This is a genomic window from Arthrobacter sp. PL16 (assembly GCF_035985055.1).
GTDB classification, from domain to species: Bacteria; Actinomycetota; Actinomycetes; order Actinomycetales; family Micrococcaceae; genus Arthrobacter_D; species Arthrobacter_D cheniae.
Genome location: NZ_JAXCIC010000001.1, coordinates 162553 through 189172, shown reverse-complemented (window position 1 = coordinate 189172; position 26620 = coordinate 162553). Strand labels below are relative to the sequence as shown.

Here is a 26620-nt window from a genome sequence, read left to right as displayed (position 1 = left end):
AGGCCTTGTTCGTCAGGGAATCGTCGGACCGCCTACTTCTCGTGCCGCGACGCCTCAGGCGAGCGGCACTGCGGCTGCAGCCGCCCTGGCCGCGGCGGGCAGCGCCGCGTGGATGCGCTCCATGGCAGCGTCGTCGTGCGCCGCTGAGAGGAACCAGGCCTCGTACACCGAGGGCGGGAGGTAGACGCCCGAGTCGAGCATGGAGTGGAAGAACGGACCGTAGCGGAAGGCTTCCTGGCCCTGCGCGTCGGCGTAGTTCCACACCCCGTGATCGGCGGTGCCGAAGGCCACGCTGAAGAGGTTTCCCGCCCGCTGGATGGAGTGATCGACCCCTGCCCTCGAGAGTTCCACGGACAGGGCTTCGCTCAGCTCCAGCGAACGCGCGTCGACATGACGGTAGACGTCGTCGGTGGCGGCGGTCAGGGTCGCGACGCCCGCGGCCATGGCGATGGGGTTGCCGGAGAGCGTGCCGGCCTGGTAGACCGGCCCGATCGGTGCGAGGTAGTTCATCACATCAGCCCGTCCGCCGAGCGCAGCCGCGGGGATTCCGCCGCCGATGACCTTGCCGAAGGTCAGGAGGTCCGGCGTCCATGGATGCTCGGCGTCATCGGCCCCGCCCGTCAGTTTCCAGAATCCGCCCGCGTGGGTGCGGAAGCCCGTCATGACCTCATCCACGATGAACAGCGCGCCGTGCTCCGAGGTGATGCGGCTCAGGAAGGCGTTGAAGCCGGGTGCGGGCGTCACGACGCCCATGTTGGCCGGTGCCGCCTCGGTGATGACGGCCGCAATGTGCTCGCCGTGCGTGCGGAACGCCTCCTCGACGGCCTCGATGTCGTTGTAGGGCAGGACGAGGGTCTCGGCGGTCGTCGCCTCCGTGACTCCTGCCGATCCGGGCAGCGCGAGGGTCGCGACGCCGGACCCGGCGGACGCGAGGAGGCTGTCCACGTGGCCGTGATAGCACCCGGCGAACTTGATGATGAGGTTGCGCGAGGTGAACCCGCGGGCGAGCCGGACCGCGGTCATGGTCGCCTCGGTCCCGGTTGAGACCATGCGCAGGAGCTCGACGGCGGGCACGCGCTCCTTCACGAGCTGCGCCAGGTCGGCCTCGGCCGGTGTGGAGGCACCGAAGGTCAGCCCGTGGTCGACGGCGCGATGCACCGCAGCAATGACGTCGGGGTGGGAGTGGCCGAGCAACGCCGGGCCCCACGAGCAGACGAGGTCCACGTACTCCTTGCCGTCGGCGTCGGTGACGTAGGCGCCGTGGGCATCGACGAGGAAGCGCGGCGTCCCGCCTACCGATCCGAAGGCGCGGACCGGCGAGTTGACGCCGCCGGGCATGAGGGCACGGGCGCGCTCGTACAGGGTGTCGGACATCGGCGCTGAGGTCGTCGAAGGGTTCGTCATGATGCGGTCCTTAGCTGTGGTGTTCGTCGAGCCAGAGCGCCAGCTCCGAGGCCCAGTAGGTGAGGATCATCTGCGCACCGGCGCGCTTGATGCCGAGGACGGACTCCTCGATGGCACGGCGGCGGTCGATCCAGCCGTTCGCGGCAGCGGCCTCGATCATCGCGTACTCCCCGGAGATCTGGTAGGCGGCAACCGGCACCGGTGACATGGCCGCGACGTCGGCGAGGACATCGAGATAGCTCATGGCGGGTTTGACCATCACCATGTCGGCGCCCTCCTCGATGTCGAGCTCCACTTCGAGGATGGCCTCCCGGCGGTTCGCCGCGTCCATCTGGTAGGTTCTGCGGTCGCCGACGAGCTGTGAGTCGACGGCCTCGCGGAACGGGCCATAGAACGCGGAGGCGTACTTGGCGGCGTACGCGAGGACCACGGTGTCCTGGTAGCCCTCCTCGTCCAGGGCCTGGCGGATGACGGCGACCTGGCCGTCCATCATGCCGGAGGGGCCGAGGACATGGGAACCGGCCCTGGCCTGCTCCACGGCCATCCGGGCGTACAGGGCCAGTGTGCCGTCGTTGTCGACAGAGCCGTCGTCGGCGAGCACGCCGCAGTGGCCGTGGTCGGTGAATTCGTCGAGGCAGACGTCACTCATCACGACGAGCGCGTCCCCGACCTCGGAGCGGACAGCCGTGATCGCCCTGTTGAGGACGCCATCGGGGTCGATCCCCGCGCTGCCCGTCGCATCGCGGTGCTCGGGGATGCCGAAGAGCATGATGCCGCCCACGCCGCGCTCCACGGCTTCCGCCGCTGCGCGCTTCAGGGAGTCCGTGGTGTGCTGCACGACGCCGGGCATGGAGAGGATGGGCGACGGCTCGGTGAGCCCCTCGCGGATGAACGCCGGCAGGATCAGTTCGGACGGGTGGACGCGGTACTCGGCCACCATGCGCCGCAGCGCGGGTGTTGAGCGCAGCCGTCGCGGGCGGTGCTGGGGGAAACTCATGACTTCTCTCCGTTGTCTGGTGCGGGCGCGAGGGTTTTTCCGTCGCTGCGGAAGGCCTCTTCGACGGCCGCTGCGATGCCCTGCGGTGTCGGGTCCGTGGCTATCGCTCCCGGTCCCCAGCCCTGCGTCCGCAGGGCCGCTGCCGTGGTTCGGCCGATGGCGACGGGATGGAAGGCCAGGGGCCCGTCGGCCAGCCTTTCACGAAACTGGAGGACCGCGCTCGGCGCCGTGAAGACGACGGCGGGCTGGACACCGGAGGACGCGAGCGCGACGACGCCGTCCGGCGCCAGCAGCGGTGGCGGCGTTCCCTGCTCGACGACGCCGGGCACACGCCGGGCAGGGTCCGCCGGGTACGGGACGGTGCGGTAGACCTCGATCCGGCGCACCGACCAGCCGAGGCCGGTCAGACCGGCCCGGAGATCATCGGGCGCGAGGTCGGCCTGGGGCAGGAGGACCCCGCCGTTCCCGCGCTCGAAGGCCCGGAGCAGGCCCAGGGAGGACGCGTCCTCCGGGACAAGGTCGACGGTGATGCCGGCGTCGGTGAGCAGGCGGGCCGTGGCCGAGCCGACGGCGGCCACCCTGGCCCCGCCGGTCGCGACGGCACCGGCGAGCGTGCCCCCTCCCGAGCGGGTGAGCAGCTCCAGGGCGTTGACTGCATTGCCGCTCGTCACCACGAGCCAGCGGTACTCCCCGCGACCGAGGGCCAGAAGTTCACGGGAGGCGGCTCCGACGTCGACCGGCAGTTCGGCGTCCGTGAGGGGCAGCGCGTACACGGTCATGCCCATCGACGCCAGTTCCGCGGCGATCCGCACCGACCGCGAGGGATGCCGGAGGACGATCACCACCCGGGACGCCCGATCATCCGCCACGAGGGCTAGCTGTTCAGCGGCGCGATGTCGGCGGCGCCCGACGCGAGCAGCTCCTCGGCGAGCTCGAGTCCGAGCCGCGCGGCTGCCACGGCATCGGTGGCGCGTGCTGATCGGGTTCGACGGAGAATGGACCGGCCGTCCAGGCTGCAGACGACGGCCTCGAGGGCGAGATCCTCCCCCTCGATGCGGGCGAGTGCCCCGATCGGCGCGGAGCACCCGGCCTCGAGCTGCAGCAGGACGGCTCGCTCCGCAGTCACGGCGAGGCGTGTGGGCAGGTGGTCGTAAGCGGCCAGCGCCTCGCGGACGTGCGGCATCGCCTCGCTTTCCCTGCACTCGACGGCCAGCGCTCCCTGCCCTGGAGCGGGCAGCATGACATCGGTGTCGATGAGCTCCGTGATGGCGTCCTCCCGCCCGAGGCGGCGCAGGCCGGCGGCGGCAAGGACGACGGCGTCGAGGTCTCCGGGCGCGCCCATGACGAGCCCCGCGACCCGACCGAGGCGCGTATCGACGTTTCCGCGGATGTCCACGACCTCGAGCCCGGGACGCGCGGCCCGGAGCTGTGCCGCGCGCCGGGGCGATCCGGTGCCTACGCGCGCCCCGTCAGGAAGTGTGGCGAGCGTCAGCCCGTCCCGCGCGCAGAGGGCGTCGCGGACATCCTCGCGCTCGGGCACGGACGCCACCGTGAGGCCGGGCGCGGGCAGCGTGGGGAGGTCCTTCAGGGAGTGCACCGCGATGTCGCAGCGTTCCTCGAGCAGCGCGTCCCGCAGTGCCGCGACGAAGACGCCCGTGCCGCCGATCTGCGACAGCGAGCCCTTCAGGACATCACCTTCGGTGCGGACCCGCACGAGCGCGTAGGGGAGCTCCGCGAGCCCCGAGACCCGCTCGGCGACCGTCGTGGTCTGGGTCAGCGCGAGGGTGCTGCCCCGCGTCCCGACCCTGATGCTTGGAGAGCCTGGGCTGCCCGGCGTCATCACGGGCCGGGGTTGGGCAGCGGCGTGCCCACGGTGGAGTCGACGGCGGCGACCGTCGGCTTCTCTCCGCGGCGGTTCGCGCAGCAGTTGGGCCGGCACACGTCGAACCAGGGTCCCAGCGCCGTCGTGGACGGACGATCCGTGATGGTGCCCTCGACGGTCCGCTCGAGGATCAGGTCGATCAGACCCTCGACGAACTTCACGTGGGTTCCCGGGGTAGGGACCCTATCGGCCACGATCCCGAGTTCCCCGCAGGTCTCCATGGCCTCCGTGTCGAGGTCCCAGGCCACCTCCATGTGGTCGGAGACGAACCCGAGCGGGACGATGACGACGCCACGCGTGCCGTTCTCGTAACGGTCGCGGAGCGCATCGCTGATGTCCGGCTCGAGCCACGGGATGTGCGGGGCGCCGGAGCGGGACTGGTAGACCAGCGACCATTCGACACCGGCAGCCTCGGGGATCCTGTCGAGGACGGCCTGCGCGGTCGCGAGATGTTGCGCCACGTAGGCCCCGCCCTCGTAGGCGGGCCCGCCCTCGCCGTCGCGCGGACCCGCCGCTTCAGCGTCTCCCATGGGGATCGAGTGGGTCGAGAACATGATGTGCACGGGGGCGTCGGGTTCCCCCTTCTCGGCGAGGCCGGCGCGAACCTTCGCGAGGCCCTCGCCCACGCCCTCGACGAAAGGCTCGACGAAGCCCGGGTGGTCGAAGTACTGACGGACCTTGTCCACCTCGAGCCGTCCTTCCAGCCCGGTCTTCACGAGGGCCATCCCGAGGTCCTCGCGGTACTGGCGGCAGCTCGAGTAGCAGGAATAGGCGCTCGTGGTCACGGCGAGCACCTTGCGGTGACCGGCGTCGTACGCCTCCTGGAGAGTGTCGGCGATGAAGGGTTCCCAGTTGCGGTTGCCCCAGAACACGGGCAGATCGATACCGCGACGGCGCAGCTCGGCCTCCATCGCAGCGCGCAGGGCGCGGTTCTGGCCGTTGATGGGACTCACGCCGCCGAAGGCGCGGTAGTGGTGCGAGACCTCCTCGAGGCGCTCGTCCGGGATGCCGCGGCCGCGGGTCACATTACGCAGGAAAGGGATGACGTCGTCCTGGCCCTCGGGTCCGCCGAAGGAGGCGAGCACGACGGCGTCGTACGCCTTCGGTGCCATCCGGCCGTTCTCGTCGACCCCGTCGAGGGGGTTGAATGCCTGTGTCGTCACTGGAGCACCTCTGCAATCTCGTCGTGGTTGATCCGCCGGCCCGTGTAGAACGGCACTTCCTCGCGGACGTGGCGGCGTGCCTCGGTCTCCCGGAGGTACCGCATGAGGTCCACGAGGTCCACGAGTTCGGGAGCCTCGAGTGCCAGGATCCATTCGTAGTCGTTGAGGGCGAAGGATGACACCGTGTTGGAAATGACCTGCGGGTACTTCCTGCCCTTCAGCCCGTGGTCCATGAGCATCCCGCGGCGCTCGTCGGTCGGGAGGATGTACCACTCGTAGGACCGGACGAACGGGTAGACGCAGACCCACTCGGCGGGAGCCACGCCGCGGGAGAAGGCGGGGCTGTGGGACTTGGAGAACTCGGCGTCGCGGTGCACGCCCATGGCCGACCACACCATGGTGGTCTCAGCGAAGATCGCCGTGCGGCGCAGTCTGCGGATGGCCGCCTGCAGGTTCTCGGGACGCGGGCCGTGCAGCCACACCATCACGTCGGCGTCGGCCCGGAGCGCGGAGACGTCGTAGAAGCCGCGCAGCACCACGCCGTCCGACTCGAAGGATGCGATGACCTCCTCCAGCGTCCGGGCACCGGAACCAGCGGTGGCGGTACCCCGCTTGAAGACGGTCCAGAGGGTGTAGAACAGTTCACCGGCGGCGTCGTCGCCCTCCCCGGTGTGCTGTGGAGCGTGGGCGGGGTTGCTACCGGTTAGCTCAGTCATGGTACTAGTTTGCCCCTTGGCCGAAGGCGAACCGAAATCCTTTTCTTCTACGGCGGGTAGAAGAGATTAAGGTCACCTTCAGTCGGTCGGGTCCCCGGTGAGCGGGGCATCGGCGAGCGCACTGGCGAGGGCTTTCGCACGCGCCCGGGCGTCGTCGATGACGGCGACGAGACCGGTTCCGGCGAGCCAGCCACCGGTGATGCCGAGGGTCCTGGACTCCTCCGCGACGAGCGCGCGGATGCGGGCCACGCGCTCACGGTGTCCCACGGAGGCGTGCGGCAGCGCGCCCGCCCACCGCACGACGTCCCAGTCGAGGACGTCCGCTGCACCGATGGGCACGCCGAGGAGCGATGATGCGTCCGCGAGCGCGTGCTGGTAGAGGACGTCGTCGTCCGAGGCGAGCCCGACGTCGGCCGGAGTGTCTCCCACGCGTCCGAAGGACAGGCGCAGCACGTGCGAGCCGGGACCGGCCTGGTCCCGCAGCCACGCCCACTTCGCCGTGGAGTGGGTGAGCGCCTTGGCCGCGACGCCCTCGACGCCGCGTGCGACGAGCACCCCTGTTCCTCGCGGCCGCGCATCGAGTTCCGGCACGTCCACGATCAGGGTCACGAGGGCGACGCCGGGAACGGGGTCCGGTCGCTCGGCGGCGAGCGTGGGAATGGCCGGTGCCAGCAGGTCGACGGCGGCGCGGCCTTCCGTCGCGACGAGGACGCCGTCGGCCGCGATCCTGCGCGTCAGCCCCGAGTGCTCGGTGGTGACCGTCCACGCCGACGCGGAGCGTGCCACGGAGGAGACCTGCTCGCCGGTCCTCAGATCGGCGCCGTCCGCCTGGAGCTGTTCCACGAGGGCGTCGCGGAGTTGCGCGATCCCGCCGACGAGCCCGCCGACGGCGGCTCCGGCGGGCGCGGCTTCGCGCAGCGCTCCTGCAGCAGCACCGAGGGATCCGAGGCGACCCATCGTGACCCGGAGGCCGGGTGCCACGGAGTCGACGTCGAGGTCGTCGGGGTCGGCCGAGAAGACGCCACCGGCGACGGGCGCCACCAGGCGGGTGAGGACCTCCTCCCCCATTCGGGTCCGCACGAGCTCACCCAGGCTGACCTTCTTGCGCGTTGCCAGGGACCCGACGGGCAGGACCCTGTCCAGTGCCGCCCGCAGGGCACCGGCACGGCCGATCACGGCGGTGATCGCAGGAGCGGAGGGGTCTGCGGGAATCCCGAGGACACCCGAGCTGGGCAGCGGCTGCGCGGACGCCTGCAGGTCCTTACCCGGGAGCTGCACCCACGCGCCGGTGGCGTCCGGCGAGACGATCCGGTCCCCCAGGCCCAGTTCGGCGGCGAGCGCCGACACGGTGGCGGACCTTGTGGAGAAGGACTCGGCGCCGCTGTCGAGCTGGAAGCCGCCGAGCATGCGGCCGTCGACCGTCCCGCCGAAGCGCCCGGACCGCTCGAGCAGGGTGACGTGGAGACCCTGTGCCAGCAGTGTCCGCGCGGCCACGAGCCCGGCCATCCCTCCGCCGATCACGACGACGGTACGAGGGCGTGGGCCCTGCGTCAGGGCGACGTCTTCCTGCACCCCTGCTGCGGCGTCTGTCCGAGCCCCCTTCGGCACGATTACGGCTCCACCGAGTGGATGAGCTCGACGACCCGCGTCAATACGTCCGGATCCGTCTCGGGCGGCACGCCGTGACCGAGGTTCACCACGTGACCGGGCGCCGAGGACCCGGCGGCGAGCACGGCCCGCACATGGCGCTCGAGGACGGGCCACGGTGCGGGCAGCAGTGCGGGATCGATATTTCCCTGCAGGGGAACCGTTCCGCCGAGGCGCCGGTTGGCCTCGTCGAGCGGCAGCCGGTAGTCGACGCCGATCACGTCGACGCCTACCTCGTGCATCGCGACCAACAGTTCCGAGGTGCCCGTGCCGAAGTGGACGAGCGGAGCACCGAGACCCCGTACATGGTCCAGCGCCCTGCGGGAGGCAGGCGCGACGTGGTGACGGTAGTCCGCCAGGCCGAGGGAACCGGCCCACGAGTCGAACAGCTGTGCCGCGCTGGCACCGGCCTCGAGCTGCGCACGGAGGAACTGGCCGGAAGCGTCGGCCGCCCAGTCGGTCAGGGCCGCCCAGGTCTCCGGGTCGGCGTGCATCATGGTGCGGGGACCGAGGTGGTCCCGGGAAGGTTTTCCCTCCACCATGTAGGCGGCCAGCGTGAAGGGTGCGCCGGCGAACCCGATGAGCGGCGTGGTCCCGAGCTGCGCGACGGTGAGTGCGACGGCCTGGCGGATGGGCTCGAGGGCTTCGTCGGTCAGGGTGGGCAGGGCGGCGACGTCGGCGGCCGACCGGATCGGAGCGCCGAGTACGGGCCCGACGCCGGGGACGATGTCGACGTCGACTCCTGCCAGCTTGAGCGGGATCACGATATCCGAGAAGAAGATGGCGGCGTCGACATCGTGGCGACGCACGGGCTGCAGGGTGATCTCGGAGGCCATCGCGGGATCCAGGCAGGATTCGAGCATGTTCGTGCCCTCCCTCAGCGCGCGGTACTCGGGCAGGGAGCGCCCGGCCTGGCGCATGAACCACACGGGACGCCGATGAGGAGTCTGCCCGCGGTAGGCGGAGATGAGTGCCGAGCCGGACGTGCGTCCGTCGACCAGCGGGTGTGATGCTCCAAGGTCCATACCGCCGATTCTGCCGAAGATCGCAGCTTTTGGTTAACCGGCGCCGTCCGCCCGGTGGGATGCGTGGCCAACATCACGGGAACCGCGAAGGGGCAGAATCCCGCATGATTCCGCGGTGCGCAAGCCCCGGTAAGGCTGTCCTATTCCGTGGAAGAGGGGTGCTTTCGGTATGATCGAAGGGTTGTGGTACTTCTTTCACTTGTAGCGACACACTCGAATGTGGACCTGGAAACCGTTGCCCGACTCAGCGTCGGGGCACCCCAGGTCCCTTCCGCCGTGCTTGCCGAGGACAGGGCGGTCGCCGGCGCCGTCGTCCTCGCCACCTGCAACCGCTTCGAGATCTATGCCGAGGCCCCCTCGGAGGACGATATCGAGGCCGCCCGCTCCGCGATCGTCTCGACGATCAGTGCGTACTCAGGCATCCCCGAACACTCCGTCTCCTCGTCCTTCGAGACGCACACAGGGCAGGACGTCGCCGAACATCTCTTCGCCGTCGGTGCCGGCCTCGACTCCGCCGTCATCGGCGAGCGGGAGATCGCAGGCCAGGTCCGCCGCGCCCTCATCGACGCACAGGGCTCCGGAGCCGCCAGTGGCGGCCTGGTCCGCCTGTTCCAGGCTGCGTCACGGACAGCGAAGGACGTCGGTGCGCAGACGGCGCTCGGCAGCCGCGGCCGCTCCATCGTCTCCGTGGCCCTCGAACTGGCCGGTGACCTGTCCGAGGACGCCGACTGGTCCGGCAAGACCGTCGTCCTGTTCGGAACCGGTGCCTACGCGGGCGCCACGGTGGCCGCGCTGAAGGACCGGGGCTGCACCGACATCTCCGTGTTCTCCTCCTCCGGACGCGCCGAAGCCTTCGTCGCCACGCGCGGCGGAACCGCCGTGAGCGCAGCAGAACTGCCGGGCGCCATGCGCCGGGCCGACGTCGTCATCGGCTGCAGCGGCAGCGACGCACGCATCGATGCAGGCGATCTCGAGCGGATCCGCGAGGGCAGCACCAGCCCGCTCGTCGTCATCGACCTCGCCCTCAGCCACGACTTCGATCCCGCCGTGGGCATGCTCGACGACGTGGAGCTCATCACCCTCGAGTCCGTCCGGGCCGCAGCACCCGGGGAGCAGTCGGATGCCCTCGCCCAGGCCAGCGACCTGGTACGCGATGCCGCACGGAGCTTCGAGGAGCAGCAGACCACCCGGGCGATGAACGCGGCCATCGTGGCCCTGCGCCGCCACACGCAGTCCGTCCTCGATTCCGAGATGGAACGTGTCCGCGCCCAGCACGGCTGCACGGCCGCCGCCGAGGAGGTCGAGTTCGCGCTCCGCCGGATGGTCCGCCAACTCCTGCACGTACCGACCGTGCGTGCTCGCGAGCTCGCCGCCGAGGGACGCCAGGACGAGTACACCGCGGGCCTCCAGGCGCTGTACGGGATCGACGTCGCGCCTGCCGCGGACAAGGCTGCCGCCGACAAAGCTGCGGACACGAAGGATGCCGACACAGCCGTGGTGTCCGACGCCGCCGTTACGGGCGCCCGCCTGCACGCGACCCACGCGCACGCCGATGGTGCCGTCTGCCCCGTGGACCACGAACGGCCCGCACAGAGCGCCTGACCGGTTCCGAGCCTCGGGGCGCGGCTCGCTCATCCCCTCAGTACGTCATCTTCTCCGGTTCCACCCTGCGCACCCACTCGATGATCCCCCCGCCGACCGACCGCGCATCCGGATGTCCCTGCGCCCGCAGGAAACGCACGACGTCGGCCGATCGAACCCCGGACTTGCAGTGGACGAGCACGGTCCTGGCGCTGTCCACCAGGACGTCGCCGTCGAGGATCAGGTTCTTCGGAACGAGCTGCGCGCCGTCGATGCTGACGATGGCGTACTCCTCCGGGTTGCGCACGTCGAGCAGATCGAAGTCGGCCGTTCCGGCGGCACGCTCGACGAGGAGGGCGGCCAGTTCCTCCACGCTGACTGTCGGCACCGGTTCCTCGGGCGCGGTGCCGTCCGTCGCCCCAACGTCGGCCGCTCCCTGTGCGGGCAGGCCGCAGAACTGCTCGTAGTCGATGAGCTCCGTGACCCGTTGCGCGGTGGGGTCCGGCCGCACGCGCAGTTCGCGCCAGGTCATGTCGAGGGCGTTGAACACCAGCACCCGACCGAGGAGCGTCGTGCCCAGTCCGGTGATCAGCTTGATGGCCTCGTTGACCATGACGGACCCGATCTGCGCGCAGAGCACGCCGAGCACACCGCCCTCCGCGCAGGACGGCACGGCCCCGGGCGGCGGTGCTTCCGGGTAGAGGTCACGGTAGGTGGGGCCGTGGTCCTGCCAGAAGACACTGACCTGGCCGTCGAAGCGGAGGATGGAACCCCAGACATAGGGTTTGCCGAGTAGAGCGGCGGCGTCATTCACGAGGTAGCGCGTGGCAAAGTTGTCCGTGCCGTCCACGATCAGGTCGTAGTCCGCGAAGAGCCCGAGCGCGTTCCAGCGGTCGAGCCGCTCCTCATGCAGCACCACCTCCACCAGGGGGTTCAGTTCGAGGATGCTGTCGCGCGCCGATTCCGCCTTCGACCGGCCGAGGTCCGTCATGCCATGGATCACCTGGCGCTGCAGATTGGACAGCTCGACGTCGTCGTCCTCGACGATACCGAGCGTGCCGACGCCCGCCGCCGCCAGGTACAGCAGTGTCGGAGAACCGAGGCCTCCCGCTCCCACCACGAGCACGCGGGCGTTCTTCAGGCGCAGCTGCGCCTCCGTACCGAAGCCCGGGATGATGAGGTGCCGGGAGTAGCGCAGGGTCTCGTCCCGCGTCAGGCTGCCCGCGGGCTCGACGAGCGGAGGCAGCGGAGCACCGGCCTGCGCCGGGTCAGCGAGGGTTGCGGCCCCGACGGGGGCCTTGGGTGCGGGCGACAAAGCGGTCATGCCCAAGGGTATTCCGCCCCCGGCGCGCCGGGCCAGTGTGCTCGCGCCCATCGCCGAGTCACGGGGAGGTGGCGGGCACGAACGCTGATGCCGCGGTGTCGCTCGTGGGTACACTGATCGGACGCCAGCCGCCCGAAGAACCCGAGGATCGCCCTACGTGATTGCTGAACCGACCGCCGCAGGAAAAGCCGTCCGGTTGCCGCGGGACGAACGCAGGCGGCAGCTCCTGGCGGCAGCACAGGAAGTCTTCGTGGGCAACGGTTACCACGGTGCGGCGATGGATGACATCGCCGTCGCGGCCAAGGTCAGCAAGCCGGTGCTGTACCAGCACTTCCCCGGCAAGCGGGACCTCTACCTCGCACTGCTCGACAGCCACCTCGCCGAACTGACCTTGCTGCTGCACGACGCCCTGAAGTCGACGGACGACAACAAGCTGCGCGTGCACGCGACCATGCGGGCCTACTTCCAGTTCATCGCGCAGGACAGCAAGGCGCACCGGCTCGTGTTCGAGTCGGACATCAGCAACGAGCCCGACGTGAGCAGCCGTCTCGAGGAGTTCAACGCGCAGTTCGCCAGTGCCATCGCCGGCGTCATCGCCGGGGACACGCAGCTCTCGATGGTGGAAGCGACTTTGCTGGGTCGCGGCCTCGCGGGCATGGCCCAGATCAGCGCGCGCTACTGGCTGGAGACGGACGGGAGCCTCGACATCGACGCCGCCGCTGAGCTCATCTACCGTTTAGCTTGGCGCGGAATCAGCCGTTTCCCCAAGGAGATCTAGAGTAGGTTCGGAGCAGCACAACGCTCACTACACAGGAGGCACCCGCCGTGGAAGTCAAGATCGGTATCCAGAACGTCAACCGGGAGATCATCCTCGATTCCGCCGAGAGCGCGGACGCCCTCGCCGAACTCGTTTCCTCAGCCATGAGCGGCGGTTCGGAACTGCGCCTCAAGGATTCCAAGGGCCGTCAGGTGATCGTGCCGACGTCCGTCCTCGGCTACGTCGAGATCGGCGCCGAAGAGTCCCGACGCGTGGGGTTCGGAGCGCTCTAGCTTCACCCCTGCAGCTTCAGCACTGCAGGCAGGACCCGCGGTCCACGGCATGCGCCGTCGGCCGCGGGTTCTTTTTTCGTCCGAGCGGACTACGCCGTGAGTCCCAGGGCACTCATCCGCCGGGAATGGTTGCGGGTCAGCTTCGAGAACAGCGCCGTCGTGTGCTGCGTGTGGTCGGCCTCATTGGCGAACAGCAGCCCCGCGAGGTATTCGCGTTCGATGCCGACCCGCTGTGCCTGGGTGAGCGCCTCACCCACGAGCCTCCTGCCCCACAGCGCCAGGCGCGAGGCGAGGCGGGGGTCGTCCGAGAGCGCTTCCGTGAGGCGGCGCTGCAGGTGGGCTGCGCCGTCGCCCGAGTCGATCGCGCTGATGAGGTCGCGGGTCCGAGGGTCGAGGCTGTCTGCCAGGGCACGGTAGAAATCCCCGGAGAAGGCGTCGATCACGTAGGCCTTCATCAGCGATTCGTACCAGTCACCGGGGCGGGTGCGCTCGTGGAAGGCGTCGATGGAGGCCTGGAACGGCGCCATGGCATCCTCGATCGTGGTCCCGAGCCCGCCGACGAAGCGGCCCACCATCTCGAAATGCTCGAACTCGAGGACTGCGAGGCGACCGAGGCTCGCCCTGTCCGCGAGGCTCGGAGAGAAGCGCGCATCGGAGGACAGCCGCTCGAACCCCGACAGCTCGCCGTACGCGATGACGCCGAGGAGGTCCGTGACGAAGCGGGCATAGCGAGGGTTCGCGAGGGCGTCCTCGGCGGCGCTCGCCGGGCCTGCGGGTGGGGTCTGCGCGACCGGGGACGGACCAGCCGGAGCGGCCACCGGCAACTGCGCCACCGGCGCCGACCGGTCCTGCGTCCCGTCCGTGCCCGTGGCGGAGACGGCGGTGCTGTCGGAGGAGCCCTTGTTCATTCTGCTAAGAGTACGCACTCAGGAGGGTCCGGCAAGCCCGAGGCGGTCCTCGCCGGACTGCCCCGTTGTCTGTGACGTGCATTACCGTAAGGTGCGTGCCAGCACAGCATATGGACCTCAGGGACCGTGAGTCCCAGCAGCGGCTGACGGAGTCGCTGCGAATTCTGCGCGAGGAACTCGATATTCGTGAGGGTTTCTCCGATGACGTCCTGCGGGAAGCGGACGCATCGGTGGCGCTGCATCGCCTTCCTCCGGCGGACCGGCGGGACCTGCCCTTCCTCACCATCGATCCGCCCGGCTCGACGGACCTCGACCAGGCCGTGCACCTCGCCCGCCGTATAGGCGACGCCGGCGAGGGCTACGAGGTCTGGTACGCCATCGCCGATGTTCCACTCTTCGTTGCGCCCGGCGGAGCCATCGATACCGAGGCGAGGCTCCGCGGGCAGACCATGTACGCCCCGGACGGCCGCATCTCCCTCCATCCGGAGGTCATCTCCGAGGACGCAGCGAGCCTTCTTCCCGAGCAGGACCGGCCGGCCTTCGTCTGGCATTTCGAGCTCGACGCCGAGGCGGTGGTCCTCTCTGTCGACGTCAGCCGCGCGACGGTCCGCAGCCGGCGCCAGCTGACCTACGCACAGGTACAGGCGGACATCGACGCCGGCACGGCGGACGAGCAACTGATGCTCCTCCGGGAGATCGGAGTGCTCCGCATCCGGCAGGAGCTCGACCGGGGCGGCGCCAGCCTCAACCTCCCCCGCCAGGACATCACCCACGACGGCGAGAGCTACGCCATCGTCACGGAACCGCCGCTGCCCTGCGAGGACTGGAATGCCCAGATCTCGCTCATGACGGGTATGGCGGCGGCACGGATCATGATCGACGGCGGCATCGGCATCCTGCGGACCCTGCCGTCTCCGGACGAGGGCGCACTGGGCAAGTTCCGGCGCCAGTCCGAAGCGCTGGAGCACCCATGGCCCAGGGACATGCCCTACGGCGCCTTCCTCCGCACGCTCGACGTCACCGATCCCCGGCAACTGGCGCTGATGCACTCGGCGGCATCGCTCTTCCGCGGTGCGGGCTACACCGCGTTCGACGGCGAGGTGCCGGACTCCCTGGTGCAGTCGGCCATCGCCGCACCCTACGCCCACACCACCGCCCCCCTCCGGCGCCTCGTGGACCGCTTCGTGCTGGTGACCTGCGCGTCCCTCTGCGCGGGCGAGGAAGTACCCGGGTGGGTCCGCTCGGCGCTCCCGCACCTCAATGCCCTCATGGCCTCCTCCAACCAGACGGCGTCCCGGCTGGACGCGGGAGCGATGGACGCCGTGCAGGCCGCTCTTTTGAGCAACCGCATCGGCGAGGCGTTCTCCGCCATCGTCCTGCAGGGCTCGCCGCCCGCCGTCGAGGACGCGCCCGGCAGGCAGGCACCGCGGCTGTCCGGCACGGTCCAGGTCACCGAACCACCGCTGGAGGCGAAGTGCTACGGCGAGCTCGTGGCCGGCGAGCGGGTGACCGTGGTCCTGCTCGAAGCGGATATCGCCCGCCGCCTCCTCCGATTCGAGGTGAAACCGACGGACACGCTTCCGCAAGCCCGCGATGACGCCGCGCAGGGACAGGCAGGGTAGTCTTGATGCGTAGTAATGGATGCCCGGTCGTTATCACTCTTCGATAACCCGCAGTACCTACTCGATCCCGAGTTTTCCCGCGGGCGCAGGTCTCCCTCCGCAGCCCGCACGCAGTCGCAAGCCCGCGATCGGCTTCCACTGGACGCTCTGCGCCCGCCGATACGCTCCGCACCGGATGGTCATCATCCGGGCGTCGAGCCTCGGCGGCCGCACGGCCTGAATGAACGGTAGAACGTGCACAATACAGATCACGACACGAACCACGGCGCTATAGCAGATATCGCCACGACGACCGACACACACCACCTCGTCGCCGACAACTCCACGGACGCCATCGACGTCGAAGAGACCCTGATCACCACCGAGGAGCCGCACGCTCCTGTCGCGGAGACCTTCGCCGACTTCAACGTCCGCCCGGATATCGTGGAGTCCCTCGCGGATGCGGGCATCATCCACCCGTTCCCCATCCAGGCGATGACACTGTCGATCGCCCTCGGCGGCCATGACATCATCGGCCAGGCGAAGACCGGTACCGGCAAGACCCTCGGCTTCGGCATCCCGGCCATCCAGCGCGTCGTCGGGCCCGACGACGCGGGCTACGACAAGCTCCCGGTGCCCGGCGCACCGCAGGCCCTCGTCATCGTCCCCACACGCGAGCTCGCCGTCCAGGTGGCCAGCGACCTGACGACGGCGGCGAAGAAGCGCAACGCGCGCATCGTCACCATCTACGGCGGCCGCGCCTACGAGCCCCAGATCGAGGCCATCAAGCGCGGCGTCGAGATCGTGGTCGGGACGCCCGGTCGCCTGATCGACCTGTACCGGCAGAAGCTGCTGGTCCTCAAGAACGTGAAGATCGTGGTGCTCGACGAGGCCGACGAGATGCTGGATCTCGGCTTCCTGCCCGACGTCGAGACCCTCATAGCCGCGACGCCACCGGTGCGCCAGACACTGCTGTTCTCCGCAACCATGCCCGGCCCCGTCATCGCGATGGCCCGCCGCTACATGACGCAGCCCACGCACATCCGCGCAGCGGATCCCGAGGACGAGGGCATCACTAAGAAGGACATCCGCCAGGTCATCTACCGGGCACACAACCTGGACAAGGCCGAGGTCGTCGCCCGGATCCTGCAGTCCCGCAACCGGGGCCGCACCCTCGTCTTCTGCAAGACGAAGCGCACCGCGGCGAAGCTCTCCGAGGAATTGATCGACCGCGGTTTCGCGGCCGGCGCCATCCACGGTGACCTGGGCCAGGGTGCGCGCGAGCAGGCCCTGCGCGCCTTCCGCGGAGACAAGATCGACGTACTCGTCGCCACCGAGGTCGCTGCCCGCGGCATCGACGTCGAGGACATCACCCACGTCATCAACTACCAGTGCCCCGAGGACGAGAAAGCCTTCCTGCACCGTGTAGGCCGTACGGGCCGTGCAGGCAAGAAGGGCACCGCCGTGACCTTCGTCGACTGGGACGACCTCCCACGCTGGGGCCTCATCAACAAGGCCCTCGGCCTGAACGCGCCGGAGCCGGTGGAGACCTACTCGTCATCGCCGCACCTCTACACGGATCTCGACATCCCGGAGGGGACCAAGGGCCGCCTCCCCCGCAAGGACCGGAAGCTCGCGGGTATCGGCGCGGAGGTCCTCGAGGACCTCGGCGAGACCGGCAAGCGCGGCGGCGGAGCCCACGCGGACAGCACCCGCTCCGCCGGCAGCGGGAACGACGGCGGACACGGACGCTCGGGCGGTCGCGGAGGTCAGCGCCGCGACGGCGGCTCGTCCGCGGACAGCAGCGAGTCCGGCCAGGGCTCCCGCGGGTCGCGCGGTCGTGGCCGTGGCGGGAACCGTTCCGGTGACACCACCGGACCAGCAGAGTCGGCTGCCGCACCCGCGACCGCGTCGGCGGCAGGAGATACGGCCGAGGGTAGCGGGCGCCGTCGTCGCGCCGGCGGGGAGGCCGAGGCACCCGCGGGCGACCGCCCGCGCCGCAGCCGCACCCGTCGCCGCAACGGCGAGGTCGTCGCGAACCCCGCCGGCGGCTCAGAGGACTAGCTCTCGGTGACCGAACTCTCCGTGCCTTCCGCGCCTCCGTCCTGGAGCGCGGAGGGCCGCAACCTCGTGGTGCACGCCGACAACGCCGAGTACCTGGCGAAACTTCCGGATTCGTCTTTCCGCATGATCTACGTGGACCCGCCGTTCAACACCGGCCGGGTGCAGCGACGGCAGCCGACGACGATGGTGCGGGCGGTCGAAGGCTCCGGTGACCGCGTGGGCTTCAAGGGCCAGTCCTACTCGACCGTCAAGGGAATCCTCTCGAGCTATGACGACGCCTTCGAGGACTACTGGGACTTCCTCGCTCCGCGGCTCGCAGAGGCCTGGCGCCTCCTGACGGACGACGGGACGCTGTACGTGCACCTGGACTACCGCGAGGTGCACTACGCCAAGGTCATGCTGGACGCCCTGTTCGGGCGCGAGTGCTTCCTGAACGAGATCATCTGGGCGTACGACTACGGCGCCCGGGCCAAGCGCAAGTGGCCCGCGAAGCACGACAACATCCTCGTCTACGTGAAGGACCCCTCCGGCTACTACTTCAACAGCGACGAGGTGGACCGGGAACCCTACATGGCACCCGGACTCGTGACGGCCGAGAAGGCTGCGCTCGGCAAACTGCCCACCGACGTGTGGTGGCACACCATCGTGTCCCCGACCGGCCGTGAGAAGACCGGTTACCCCACCCAGAAACCGGAGGGCCTGCTGCGCCGCGCCGTTGCTGCCAGCAGCAGCGAAGGCGACTGGGTCCTGGACTTCTTCGCCGGATCAGGGACCCTCGGTGCGGTGGCGGGCAAGCTCGGCCGTCGCTTCGTCTGCGTGGACAGCAATCCGCAGGCCATCGACGTCATGCGTGCCCGCCTCGCTCCCTGGACGTGAGCCCGGGCCCGAGCCCTGAGTCTGCACGCCAGGAACACCCCTGCGGACCGTTCAGCTGACCGGCGTCCCCGTGGCGAGCCCGATGATGGCCTCGAACGTCTCGCTCGTCGTGACGTTCTCACCGAGCAGGTTCGGCTTGCCGGTCCCGTGGTAGTCGCTGGAACCGGTGACGAGCAGGCCGTTGTCCCGGGCGATCCTCCGCAGCTCGACCCGGGCGCCGTCGGGATTGTCCCGGTGCTCCACCTCGAGGCCCACCAGTCCGGCGTCGATCATCTCGTTGATCACGGCACCGCCCACCACCGCTCCCCGGTTGAAAGCCGATGGATGCGCGAAGACGGGCACACCGCCGGCATCCCGGATAAGGGCGACGGCGTGAGCGGGATGCGGTGCGTAGTGGCTCACCCAGTACGGCGAGCGCGCGGTCAGCACGCGCTCGAAGGCTTCCGAGCGCGTGCTGACGATGCCGAGGGCGATCAGCGCGTCCGCGATGTGCGGCCGTCCCACGGTGGCGCCCTCCGTCACGTGCTCCTGCACCAGGGCCCAGGTGATCGGGTAGTCCTCGGACATCAGTTCGACCATGCGGCGGGCTCGGGTGAGCCGGGCCGACCGTGACTTCTCGATCTCGTGGCGCAGACCGGCATGCAGCGGGTCGTGGAGGTAGGACAGCACGTGCACGCTGATGCCGGTGTCCGTCCGGCAGGAGACCTCCATCCCGGGGACGAATGTGATGTTATGTGCCTTCGCCGCCGTCCTCGCCCTGTCCCAACCGGCAGTGGAGTCATGGTCGGTGAGCGCGACGGCGTCGAGCCCTGCCGCGGCGGCGGAGGCAATCAGGACGTCGGGATCCTCGGTGCCGTCCGAGACATTGGAGTGCGTGTGCAGATCGATTCTCACCGGATTCAATGTACGCGCCATGCGTTGCATCTCCGGCCAGCGGCTCAGCGTCATCAGGCATTTCCGCTCATCCCGCTGCCCGGACCACCCGGAACCGGGGCCTCGCAGCGGCGGGCCCGATGATGCGACCCGTGGCCGGACTTTCCCGCTGCGCGGCCACGGTGAGACGATGACAGGGTGAGCACCGACGACACCGCATCCGCAGCCCAGAACTCCACACACACAGGGCAGGGCCAGCCCCTGTCCGACCGCAACGAGAACCGCTCGCAGCGGCCCGACTCCGACGCCTTCAAGGCGTTCATGGCCCGTGACTGGGCGCAGGCCTCGGAGGAGCTCCCGGCCGAGGCACCCGTCGCCGCCCATGCAGCGCGCCGCCGTCGGGCCGTCTCCGATCGTTTCCCGGGGGAACGGATCGTCGTGCCGGCCGGACCCTTCAAGGTCCGCTCGAACGACACCGACTACCGATACCGTCCCCACTCCGGTTTCGCGCACCTCACGGGGCTCGGCCTCGATCACGAGCCGGACGCCGTGCTGGTGCTCGAGCCTGTCGACCCCGGAACGGGCGACGACGGCGGGAACCACGTGGCCACCCTGTACTTCCGCGAACTCGCAGGGCGTGAAAGCGCGGAGTTCTACGCCAATGCCCGGCTCGGCGAATTCTGGATCGGCCAGCGACTCTCGATGGCCCAGATCAAGGCGCAGCTGTCCCTCCGGACGGCCGACCTCGGCGAACTCGAGGTCGCCATCACGAAGGACGCAGGCGTCTTCGAGATCGGTGGCGTGAGCATCCGCCTGCTCCGCGAGGTCGACTTCAATGCCGACGCGCTGGTGGACACCTCCCGCATCAACACCGGCGTCGACCTCGAGAAGGCCGACGCCCTCGACGCCGTGCTCGCCGAGGTGCTGTCCGAGCTCAGGCTCATCAAGGATCCGTGGGAGATCGAGCAGATGGAGTCCGCCGTCGCAGCGACCGTCAGCGGTTTCCACGAAGTGGTCCGCGCACTCCCCCGTGCCATCAGCCATCCGCGCGGCGAGCGCGTCGTCGAAGGTGCTTTCTTCACCCGGGCGCGCGAGGAGGGCAACGACCTCGGCTACGACACCATCGCCGCGTCCGGCAACAACGCGACCACCCTCCACTGGATCCGCAACACCGGGCATGTCAAGGCCGGCGAGCTCCTGCTGCTGGATGCCGGCGTCGAGGCCGAGAGCCTGTACACAGCCGACATCACCAGGACCCTCCCCGTCAACGGTCGGTACACGGATGTGCAGCGGAAGATCTACCAGGCCGTGCTCGACGCCGCGGACGCCGGCTTCGCAGCGGCCCTGCCCGGCCGCAAATTCCGCGAGATCCACCTCGCGGCCGTCACCGTCCTGGCCGAAAACCTCGATGCCTGGGGGCTCCTGCCCGTCTCGCTCGAGGAGGCACTGTCACCCGAGGGGCAGCACCACCGCCGCTGGATGCCGCACGGGACGAGTCACCACCTGGGCATGGACGTGCACGACTGCGCGCAGGCCAAACGGGACCTGTACCTGGATGGCGTGCTCACCGAGGGCATGGTCTTCACCATCGAGCCGGGCCTCTACTTCAAGGCGGAAGACCTCTCCGTGCCGGAGGAGTACCGCGGCATCGGCGTCCGTATCGAGGATGACGTCCTTATGACCGCCGACGGACCGGTCAACCTGAGCGCCGCCCTACCACGCCACCCGGAGGACGTTGAGGACTGGATCGCCGGCATCTGGGGCAGCACCGGCGAGTAGCCCGACGGAGACGGGAAGAGGCGGGGACCAGTGCACTCAGTGCACTGGTCCCCGCCTCTTCCCGTCGTACCGATGTACTGCCGACGTACTGCCGGCGTCCCGCTGAGCGCTAGCGCTGTCCCGCTGCCGACGAGCCCGTGCCGCCCGGGCTCCCGCCATTCGCAGGCGGATCAGTTGCAGCCGGCGCTGCAATCTCTCCGTCGGCGCCCGGGGTGCCGCTAGCGCCTGCTGCGCCGTCCGCCGGAGCGTTGCCCGGAAGCTGGTCCTCCACGCGGATGCCGTACTGCGGCCGGCCATCGGGCAGGTCCGGGAATTGTCCCCGGCGCGGTCCGGTCGTGCCGGGACCGGCTGTCTGGCTCTCCTCGGCCCCGGCAGGATGCTGCTGGGGCTGCTGCTGGGGCTGCTGCTGGGGTTCCTGCTGGCCGGGGAACGGATCGTTCCAGGATGCGGGCCGTTCGGGCGCCTGCTGCTGGTGAGGCGGCTGCTGGGCCTGCTGTCCCTGGGCCCAGGCCGAGGAGTTCGCCCCCGGGTGCTGCGCCTGCCCGTTCATGGGCAGCTGCTGCAGCAGCCGACGCGCCTCCCCCGCGAGGCTCGGCTCCACGAGGACGTCGTAGCTGGTCGCGATGACCTGGCTCGTCGAGGTGAAATCGCGCTTTCCGCGCTGGAAGGCATAGGTGAGGACACCGAAGAGCAACCAGAAGATGGCGCCGAGCGCTATCGAGGAAGGCACGGTGCTCACCATGTCGCTGCCCGCGAACAGACCCAGGATCAACCCTACGAACAGGCCGAACCAGGCTCCCGACAGGGCACTGCTCAGGGCGACCCGCGGGTAGCTGAGACGACCCGTGACGCGCTCCACGGCCTTGAGGTCGTTCCCGATGATGGCGATTTGCTGCACGGCGAACTTGTTGTCAGCGAGGTAGTCGACGGCCTTCTGGGCATCGAGGTAGCTGGTGTACCGGCCGATGGTCTCGCCGGTGGGTAGCACCCGGCCCGGGTCGCGGGAGGCAGTGGTTCCAAGTGAAGGTGTCGACATGCACCCATTCTTGCCTACCGCCCGTGCGGATGGGAGGCGTATCGCCGGGAGCGGACTACCAGTTCGCTCGACGGCAGCTGGGTGGATGCTGGGAGCAGGGCGAAGCGGCGACTGCTATCGGGACGCCGCAGGTCGGTCCGATTCCGTCCCGCTATGCCACGCCGGATAGCCTAGAGCCGTGACTATCAATCCGACCCGCGTCTTCGTCGCCCGGCTGCTGGGCCTCGATGTCTTCGACCCCCTGGGTGACCGCCTCGGCCGCCTGCGGGACGCCGTCGTACTGGACCGTGGTCCCACCAAACACCCGCAGGCCATCGGCCTCGTGGTGGAGGTACCGGGCAAGAAACGCGTCTTCGTACCCATGACCCGCATCACCTCCATGGACCCCTCGCAGATCATCTGTACCGGCCTCGTGAACCTGCGCCGCTTCGAGCAGCGCGGCGCCGAGATGCTCGTGGTCGCCGAACTCTTCGACCGGCGCCTCACGCTTCGGGACGGCAGCGGGAGCGCCGTCGTCGAGGACATCGCGATGGAACGGAACCGCGCCGGCGACTGGCACGTCTCGCAGCTGTTCGTGCGCCGCGGGGGCTCGACGTCGCCCCTGCGCGGACTCCGGCGCGGCGGCGAGCGCCTCATCATCGACTGGCTCGACGCCTTCCACGGGACGACGGACGAGCCGCAGGGCGCAACGCAGTTCGTCGCCCAGCACGACGATCTCAAGCCCGCGGACTTCGCCGACGCGCTGCACGAGATGAACGACAAGCGGCGCATCGAGGTGGCCGGTGAGCTGCAGGACGACCGCCTCGCGGACGTCCTGCAGGAACTGCCCGACGACGACCAGGTGCAGATTCTCCAGTCCCTGACGCGTGAGCGTGCGGCCGACGTCCTCGAGGAGATGGACCCCGATGACGCGGCCGACCTCCTGAACGAGCTCCCCGAGGCGCAGAAGGAGGAGCTCCTCCAGCTCATGGAACCCGACGACGCCGAGGACGTACGGCGGCTGCTCGAGTACGAGGAGGACACCGCAGGTTCCCTCATGACCACGGTGCCGGTCATCCTCCCGCCCGAGGCGACCGTCGCCGAGGCCCTCGCGCACGTCCGGCGTGAGGAGCTGACACCTGCCCTCGCTTCGTCCATCTTCGTGTGCCGGCCTCCGCTCGAGACCCCGACCGGGCGCTACCTCGGCGTGGTGCACATCCAGCAGCTGCTGCGATATCCGCCGCCCGAGCCGCTCGGCAACATCATCGACACGGATCTCGAAGCCGTGGGCGACCAGGCGAATGTGAGCGAGGTGTCGAGGATCCTCGCCACCTACAACCTGAACTCGCTGCCAGTGGTGAACGCCGACGGCAGGCTGGTGGGTGCCGTAACCGTCGACGATGTGCTGGACCACCTGCTGCCCGACGACTGGCGCGCACAGGACGACACATCCGTACCGAAACGAGGTGACCGCCGTGGTTGAGAAGATCCGATCGAATTCACGCGGACTCGATACGCCGCGTGAGGCACGCAAGCGAATCCTCCCGCGTCTGCGCCCGAATCCGGACCGCTTCGGCAGCGGCACGGAGAACATCGCCCGCTTCATGGGCACCCCGCAGTTCCTGTTCTACATGACGGTCTTCGTCGTGGTCTGGCTGACCTTCAACACGATCGCCCCGGAGAACCTGCGCTTCGACAGCGCGGCACTCGGGTTCACGGCACTGACGCTGATGCTCTCCCTGCAGGCCTCCTATGCAGCACCCCTGCTGCTGCTCGCGCAAAACCGCCAGGACGACCGGGACCGCGTCTCCATGCGCGAAGACCGCCAGCGGGCGGAGCGGAACCTGTCCGACACCGAGTACCTGACGCGGGAGATCGCGGAGCTGCGCATCGCCCTCCGCGAGGTGGCGACCCGCGACTACGTTCGGTCCGAGCTGCGCTCCATCCTCGAGGAACTCCTCGAGACGACCGACGGCCAGGAACTGACCCTGCAGAAGCGCAAGCCCCGCAAGCCGTCCGACAGCACCGTGGCGCTGCCGAAGGTCCCGCCCGCCGGGAGGAAACCCGTCCGTTGAGCAGGCCTATCCCCACCGAGGAGGCCGTGCGCTCGGCCCTCGCCACGGTGATCGACCCCGAGTTGCGCCGACCCATCACCGAACTCGGCATGCTGGACACCGTGTCCATCAGGGACCGCGCCGTCCACATCCGGGTCCTGCTGACCATCGCGGGGTGCCCCCTCCGCGACACGATCATGCAGGACGCCGACGCCGCCGTGTCCGCAGTCGACGGCGTCGACCGGGTGGAGGTGGAGCTCGGCGTCATGGACCAGCAGCAGCGCGATGCGCTGAAGGACCAGCTGAAGGGTGAAGGGGGGCGCCGTGGAATCCCGTTCAACGATCCCGGGTCCCTGACCCGCGTCTACGCGGTCGCCAGTGGCAAGGGCGGAGTCGGCAAGTCCAGCGTGACCGTGAACCTGGCGGTCGCGATGGCCGCGCAGGGACTCCGCGTGGGCATCGTGGACGCGGACGTCTACGGCTTTTCCGTTCCGGCACTCATGGGCATCACCCAGCAGCCGACACGGGTCGACGAGCTCATCCTCCCGCCCGTCGCCCACGGCGTGAAGGTGATCTCGATCGGGATGTTCGTGGAAGGCAACCAGCCCATCTCCTGGCGCGGTCCGATGCTGCACCGGGCGCTCGAACAATTCCTGACCGAGGTCTATTTCGGTGACCTGGATGTCCTGTTCCTCGACCTGCCGCCGGGCACGGGTGACATCGCGATCTCCGTGGCCCAGCTGCTGCCCTCCTCGGAACTCCTGGTCGTCACGACCCCTCAGAGCGCGGCTGCAGACGTCGCCGAGAGGGCGGGCGCCATGGCGGCCCAGACAGGGCAGGGTGTAGCGGGAGTCATCGAGAACATGTCCTGGCTCGAGCTTCCCGACGGCGGTCGGCTCGAGCTCTTCGGCGCCGGGGGCGGCGCAGCGCTTGCCGACAGGTTGTCGGCCACTCTGGGCCTCGACATCCCGCTCCTCGGCAGCATCCCGCTGGACATCGCGTTGAGGGAGGGCGGCGACACCGGCACCCCCCTCGTCCTCGGTGCCGGGGCATCGAGGTCACGGGGAGAACTGCTGGCGATCGCCTCAGCGCTGACCCGCCGTCCCCGCGGCCTCGAGGGACTGAGGCTGAACGTCAGCCCTCGCTGACCGGGCGGAAGGTGGGAACGCGGCGGACTACGTCGCTTCGCGGTCGTACGGCGCGGCCTGTCCGGCACCGAGACGGGACCCGACGGGAACGGACGGGCCTGACCGGATGGCGCTGCTCCCGGCGGCAGCGGCAGTGGCTGCGGCGGGCGCTGCGGCCGCGGACGGCTTCGGGGCGCCCTGGCTCACCGGCTTCAGGACATCCTCGAAATCGTCGAGGAGGGCTTCCTTGATGATGCGGCGGGGGTCGTACTGGCGAGGGTCGAGCTTGCGCCAGTCGACGTCGTCGAGCTCGGGGCCGACTTCCTCCCTGAGCTGCTCGCGCGCTCCCGTGGCCATGCGGCGCAGGCCCTTGACGAGCCGGGCGAGCTGGGCAGCGTACTCCGGAAGTCGCTCCGGGCCGAGCACCACGACGGCGATGATCGCCAGGACCACGAGTTCGAGACCGTTGATTCCCAACACCTGAGAAGACTACCCTCCCGGCTTCGGCCGGCCATACTCGACAGGTGTTCCCGCCCGCTCGCCGAACCTATCCGGCATTGTCGCGGGGATGCGTGATCATCGAGAGGCCACGGATGATGCGCTCCACCATGGAGTCGTCCTGGCCCTGCGGAGCGAGGGACAACTGGGCATGCTCCGTGGTCACCAACTGGCTGAGTGTCTTCGGCATGGCGGCAGCCGGCATGCGGGACACGACCGTGTAGGTCACCGTGGGTGAGTCGAGCACCACCTGCCAGGGATTGCCCGACCGCACCCAGAGATCCCTGTCCGCTCCCCCGACATGTTCGAAGCCGTCCGCAGTGACCGTCCTGCCCGACACCGCACTCAGGGGCGCCGCCTCCGCCTCCTGGATCTCGCTGACCTTCCTCTGCTCGTACACGGTGACGGTGTGGCCGTCGTTCTCGAGGACCAGTTCCAGCGTGGGCCTGCCGCCGACGGTGATGCCCTCGGCGCTCTGCAGCGTGTACCCGAGGGATTCGAGTTCGGGGCAGTACCAGCCTCCGGCCCTCAAGGTGTCCAACTGGTCGTTATCCAGGTAGGTGGGGGTCTGTGGCGCAACCGATTCCCACCCCGCGCGGAGTGCGGTGGATCCGCTCGCTGCCTCGACCGGAACGGATTGCGCCTCGGAACCCACGATGTAGGCGCTTCCGAGGATCGCCGTGGCGACGACAGCTGAGCCGCCGGCCGCCGCGAGGACGGTGCGACGACGCCGGGGCGGTGTGACGCGCTCGTGGTGGTCGCGGACGAACGCAGCACTAGACCCGGTGCGTTCCTCGTGCCTGTGCAGCCTCGATCGGACGTCACTCGGAGGCCCGGAAGAGAGGAGGCTGCGCTGGAAGTCCGGGTCGGGTGAAGGTCGGCGAAGCCCCAGTAGCGCACTCTTGAGGCTGCGCAGCCGGGCTACGGTGGCAGCGCAGGGTGTGCAGCGGGACACGTGGCGTTCAACGGTGATCCGACGCCGGTCGGACAACTCACCGTCCACGAGGTCCTGCAGGAAGCGATGGGGATGCAGCAT

The 26620-nt window shown here is 69.4% G+C and carries 24 protein-coding genes; 10 read left to right on the top strand and 14 right to left on the bottom strand.

What is annotated here, in order from left to right; all coding sequences use genetic code 11:
* Nucleotides 1–54: 54 nt before the first annotated feature.
* The 8 genes from hemL to hemE all read right to left on the bottom strand — a co-directional run bounded on the left by hemL (nucleotide 55) and on the right by hemE (nucleotide 8834).
* Nucleotides 55–1374: a glutamate-1-semialdehyde 2,1-aminomutase gene (gene hemL, locus RCH21_RS00905; protein ID WP_442784656.1), complete on the bottom strand. Its 1320-nt coding sequence runs from the start codon at nucleotides 1372–1374 to the stop codon at nucleotides 55–57.
* Between the two features lie 40 nt (nucleotides 1375–1414).
* Nucleotides 1415–2401, bottom strand: coding sequence for a porphobilinogen synthase (gene hemB / locus RCH21_RS00900; RefSeq protein WP_326962823.1), 987 nt, complete (start codon nucleotides 2399–2401; stop codon nucleotides 1415–1417).
* Complete coding sequence (locus RCH21_RS00895; RefSeq protein WP_326962822.1) at nucleotides 2398–3270, bottom strand: uroporphyrinogen-III synthase; 873 nt, start codon at nucleotides 3268–3270, stop codon at nucleotides 2398–2400. Before RCH21_RS00895 ends, hemB begins: the two co-directional genes overlap by 4 nt.
* Before the next feature lie 5 nt (nucleotides 3271–3275).
* The gene (gene hemC / locus RCH21_RS00890) at nucleotides 3276–4241 is read right to left on the bottom strand and encodes a hydroxymethylbilane synthase (protein ID WP_326962821.1); all 966 of its coding nucleotides are present in this window, start codon (nucleotides 4239–4241) and stop codon (nucleotides 3276–3278) included.
* Nucleotides 4241–5395 carry a ferrochelatase gene (locus tag RCH21_RS00885; RefSeq protein ID WP_120149537.1) on the bottom strand — a complete coding sequence of 385 codons (1155 nt, stop codon included), beginning with the start codon at nucleotides 5393–5395 and terminating at the stop codon, nucleotides 4241–4243. The genes hemC and RCH21_RS00885 overlap by 1 nt, the downstream gene beginning before the upstream one ends.
* 47 nt (nucleotides 5396–5442) lie before the next feature.
* On the bottom strand, nucleotides 5443–6162 hold the full coding sequence (gene hemQ / locus RCH21_RS00880; protein ID WP_120149375.1) for a hydrogen peroxide-dependent heme synthase: 720 nt from the start codon (nucleotides 6160–6162) through the stop codon (nucleotides 5443–5445).
* A gap of 78 nt (nucleotides 6163–6240) precedes the next feature.
* Nucleotides 6241–7770 carry a protoporphyrinogen oxidase gene (gene hemG, locus RCH21_RS00875; RefSeq protein ID WP_326962820.1) on the bottom strand — a complete coding sequence of 510 codons (1530 nt, stop codon included), beginning with the start codon at nucleotides 7768–7770 and terminating at the stop codon, nucleotides 6241–6243.
* Nucleotides 7771–7772: 2 nt separating this feature from the next.
* A complete protein-coding gene (gene hemE, locus RCH21_RS00870; protein ID WP_326962819.1) occupies nucleotides 7773–8834 on the bottom strand; it encodes a uroporphyrinogen decarboxylase in 1062 nt (353 codons plus the stop codon).
* Nucleotides 8835–9017: 183 nt separating this feature from the next.
* Here hemE and RCH21_RS00865 point away from each other — a divergent pair, with 183 nt between their 5' ends.
* Entirely contained in the window at nucleotides 9018–10436 is a 1419-nt protein-coding gene (locus RCH21_RS00865; protein ID WP_326962818.1) for a glutamyl-tRNA reductase, read from the top strand.
* Between the two features lie 37 nt (nucleotides 10437–10473).
* Here the strand turns inward: RCH21_RS00865 and moeB are convergent, their stop codons facing one another.
* Nucleotides 10474–11739: a molybdopterin-synthase adenylyltransferase MoeB gene (moeB, locus tag RCH21_RS00860; protein ID WP_326962817.1), complete on the bottom strand. Its 1266-nt coding sequence runs from the start codon at nucleotides 11737–11739 to the stop codon at nucleotides 10474–10476.
* 157 nt (nucleotides 11740–11896) lie between these two features.
* Between moeB and RCH21_RS00855 the strand changes: the two genes are divergently transcribed.
* Nucleotides 11897–12517, top strand: a complete 621-nt coding sequence (locus RCH21_RS00855) for a TetR/AcrR family transcriptional regulator (protein WP_120149379.1) — start codon at nucleotides 11897–11899, stop codon at nucleotides 12515–12517.
* A gap of 47 nt (nucleotides 12518–12564) precedes the next feature.
* Complete coding sequence (locus RCH21_RS00850; RefSeq protein WP_120149380.1) at nucleotides 12565–12789, top strand: DUF3107 domain-containing protein; 225 nt, start codon at nucleotides 12565–12567, stop codon at nucleotides 12787–12789.
* Nucleotides 12790–12878: 89 nt separating this feature from the next.
* Here RCH21_RS00850 and RCH21_RS00845 read toward each other — a convergent pair whose 3' ends face one another.
* Nucleotides 12879–13697, bottom strand: a complete 819-nt coding sequence (locus RCH21_RS00845) for a ferritin-like fold-containing protein (protein WP_326962816.1) — start codon at nucleotides 13695–13697, stop codon at nucleotides 12879–12881.
* 95 nt (nucleotides 13698–13792) lie between these two features.
* Between RCH21_RS00845 and RCH21_RS00840 the strand changes: the two genes are divergently transcribed.
* The 3 genes from RCH21_RS00840 (at nucleotide 13793) to RCH21_RS00830 (ending at nucleotide 18238) form a co-directional block, all read left to right on the top strand.
* Nucleotides 13793–15319: an RNB domain-containing ribonuclease gene (locus RCH21_RS00840; RefSeq protein WP_326962815.1), complete on the top strand. Its 1527-nt coding sequence runs from the start codon at nucleotides 13793–13795 to the stop codon at nucleotides 15317–15319.
* A gap of 279 nt (nucleotides 15320–15598) precedes the next feature.
* Nucleotides 15599–17362, top strand: a complete 1764-nt coding sequence (locus RCH21_RS00835) for a DEAD/DEAH box helicase (protein ID WP_326963218.1) — start codon at nucleotides 15599–15601, stop codon at nucleotides 17360–17362.
* A gap of 6 nt (nucleotides 17363–17368) precedes the next feature.
* Complete coding sequence (locus RCH21_RS00830; protein ID WP_326962814.1) at nucleotides 17369–18238, top strand: DNA-methyltransferase; 870 nt, start codon at nucleotides 17369–17371, stop codon at nucleotides 18236–18238.
* 51 nt (nucleotides 18239–18289) lie between these two features.
* Here RCH21_RS00830 and RCH21_RS00825 read toward each other — a convergent pair whose 3' ends face one another.
* The gene (locus tag RCH21_RS00825; RefSeq protein WP_326962813.1) at nucleotides 18290–19132 is read right to left on the bottom strand and encodes a PHP domain-containing protein; all 843 of its coding nucleotides are present in this window, start codon (nucleotides 19130–19132) and stop codon (nucleotides 18290–18292) included.
* Between the two features lie 177 nt (nucleotides 19133–19309).
* Here RCH21_RS00825 and RCH21_RS00820 point away from each other — a divergent pair, with 177 nt between their 5' ends.
* On the top strand, nucleotides 19310–20890 hold the full coding sequence (locus RCH21_RS00820) for an aminopeptidase P family protein (RefSeq protein WP_326962812.1): 1581 nt from the start codon (nucleotides 19310–19312) through the stop codon (nucleotides 20888–20890).
* Nucleotides 20891–20999: 109 nt separating this feature from the next.
* Here RCH21_RS00820 and RCH21_RS00815 read toward each other — a convergent pair whose 3' ends face one another.
* Complete coding sequence (locus RCH21_RS00815; protein ID WP_326962811.1) at nucleotides 21000–21926, bottom strand: general stress protein; 927 nt, start codon at nucleotides 21924–21926, stop codon at nucleotides 21000–21002.
* Between the two features lie 178 nt (nucleotides 21927–22104).
* Here RCH21_RS00815 and RCH21_RS00810 point away from each other — a divergent pair, with 178 nt between their 5' ends.
* Genes RCH21_RS00810 through RCH21_RS00800 form a run of 3 tightly spaced genes read left to right on the top strand, consistent with a single transcriptional unit; the run spans nucleotide 22105 to nucleotide 25107 of the window.
* The gene (locus RCH21_RS00810) at nucleotides 22105–23388 is read left to right on the top strand and encodes a magnesium transporter (protein ID WP_326962810.1); all 1284 of its coding nucleotides are present in this window, start codon (nucleotides 22105–22107) and stop codon (nucleotides 23386–23388) included.
* Entirely contained in the window at nucleotides 23381–23980 is a 600-nt protein-coding gene (locus RCH21_RS00805) for a DUF1003 domain-containing protein (RefSeq protein WP_235830729.1), read from the top strand. Before RCH21_RS00810 ends, RCH21_RS00805 begins: the two co-directional genes overlap by 8 nt.
* Nucleotides 23977–25107 carry an Mrp/NBP35 family ATP-binding protein gene (locus RCH21_RS00800; protein ID WP_326962809.1) on the top strand — a complete coding sequence of 377 codons (1131 nt, stop codon included), beginning with the start codon at nucleotides 23977–23979 and terminating at the stop codon, nucleotides 25105–25107. The genes RCH21_RS00805 and RCH21_RS00800 overlap by 4 nt, the downstream gene beginning before the upstream one ends.
* A gap of 27 nt (nucleotides 25108–25134) precedes the next feature.
* On the opposite strand, the gene RCH21_RS00795 is transcribed toward RCH21_RS00800, so the two are convergent.
* Both RCH21_RS00795 and RCH21_RS00790 read right to left on the bottom strand, forming a co-directional pair.
* A complete protein-coding gene (locus tag RCH21_RS00795) occupies nucleotides 25135–25566 on the bottom strand; it encodes a Sec-independent protein translocase TatB (RefSeq protein WP_326962808.1) in 432 nt (143 codons plus the stop codon).
* A gap of 67 nt (nucleotides 25567–25633) precedes the next feature.
* Nucleotides 25634–26620, bottom strand: coding sequence for an anti-sigma factor family protein (locus RCH21_RS00790; RefSeq protein ID WP_326962807.1), 987 nt, complete (start codon nucleotides 26618–26620; stop codon nucleotides 25634–25636).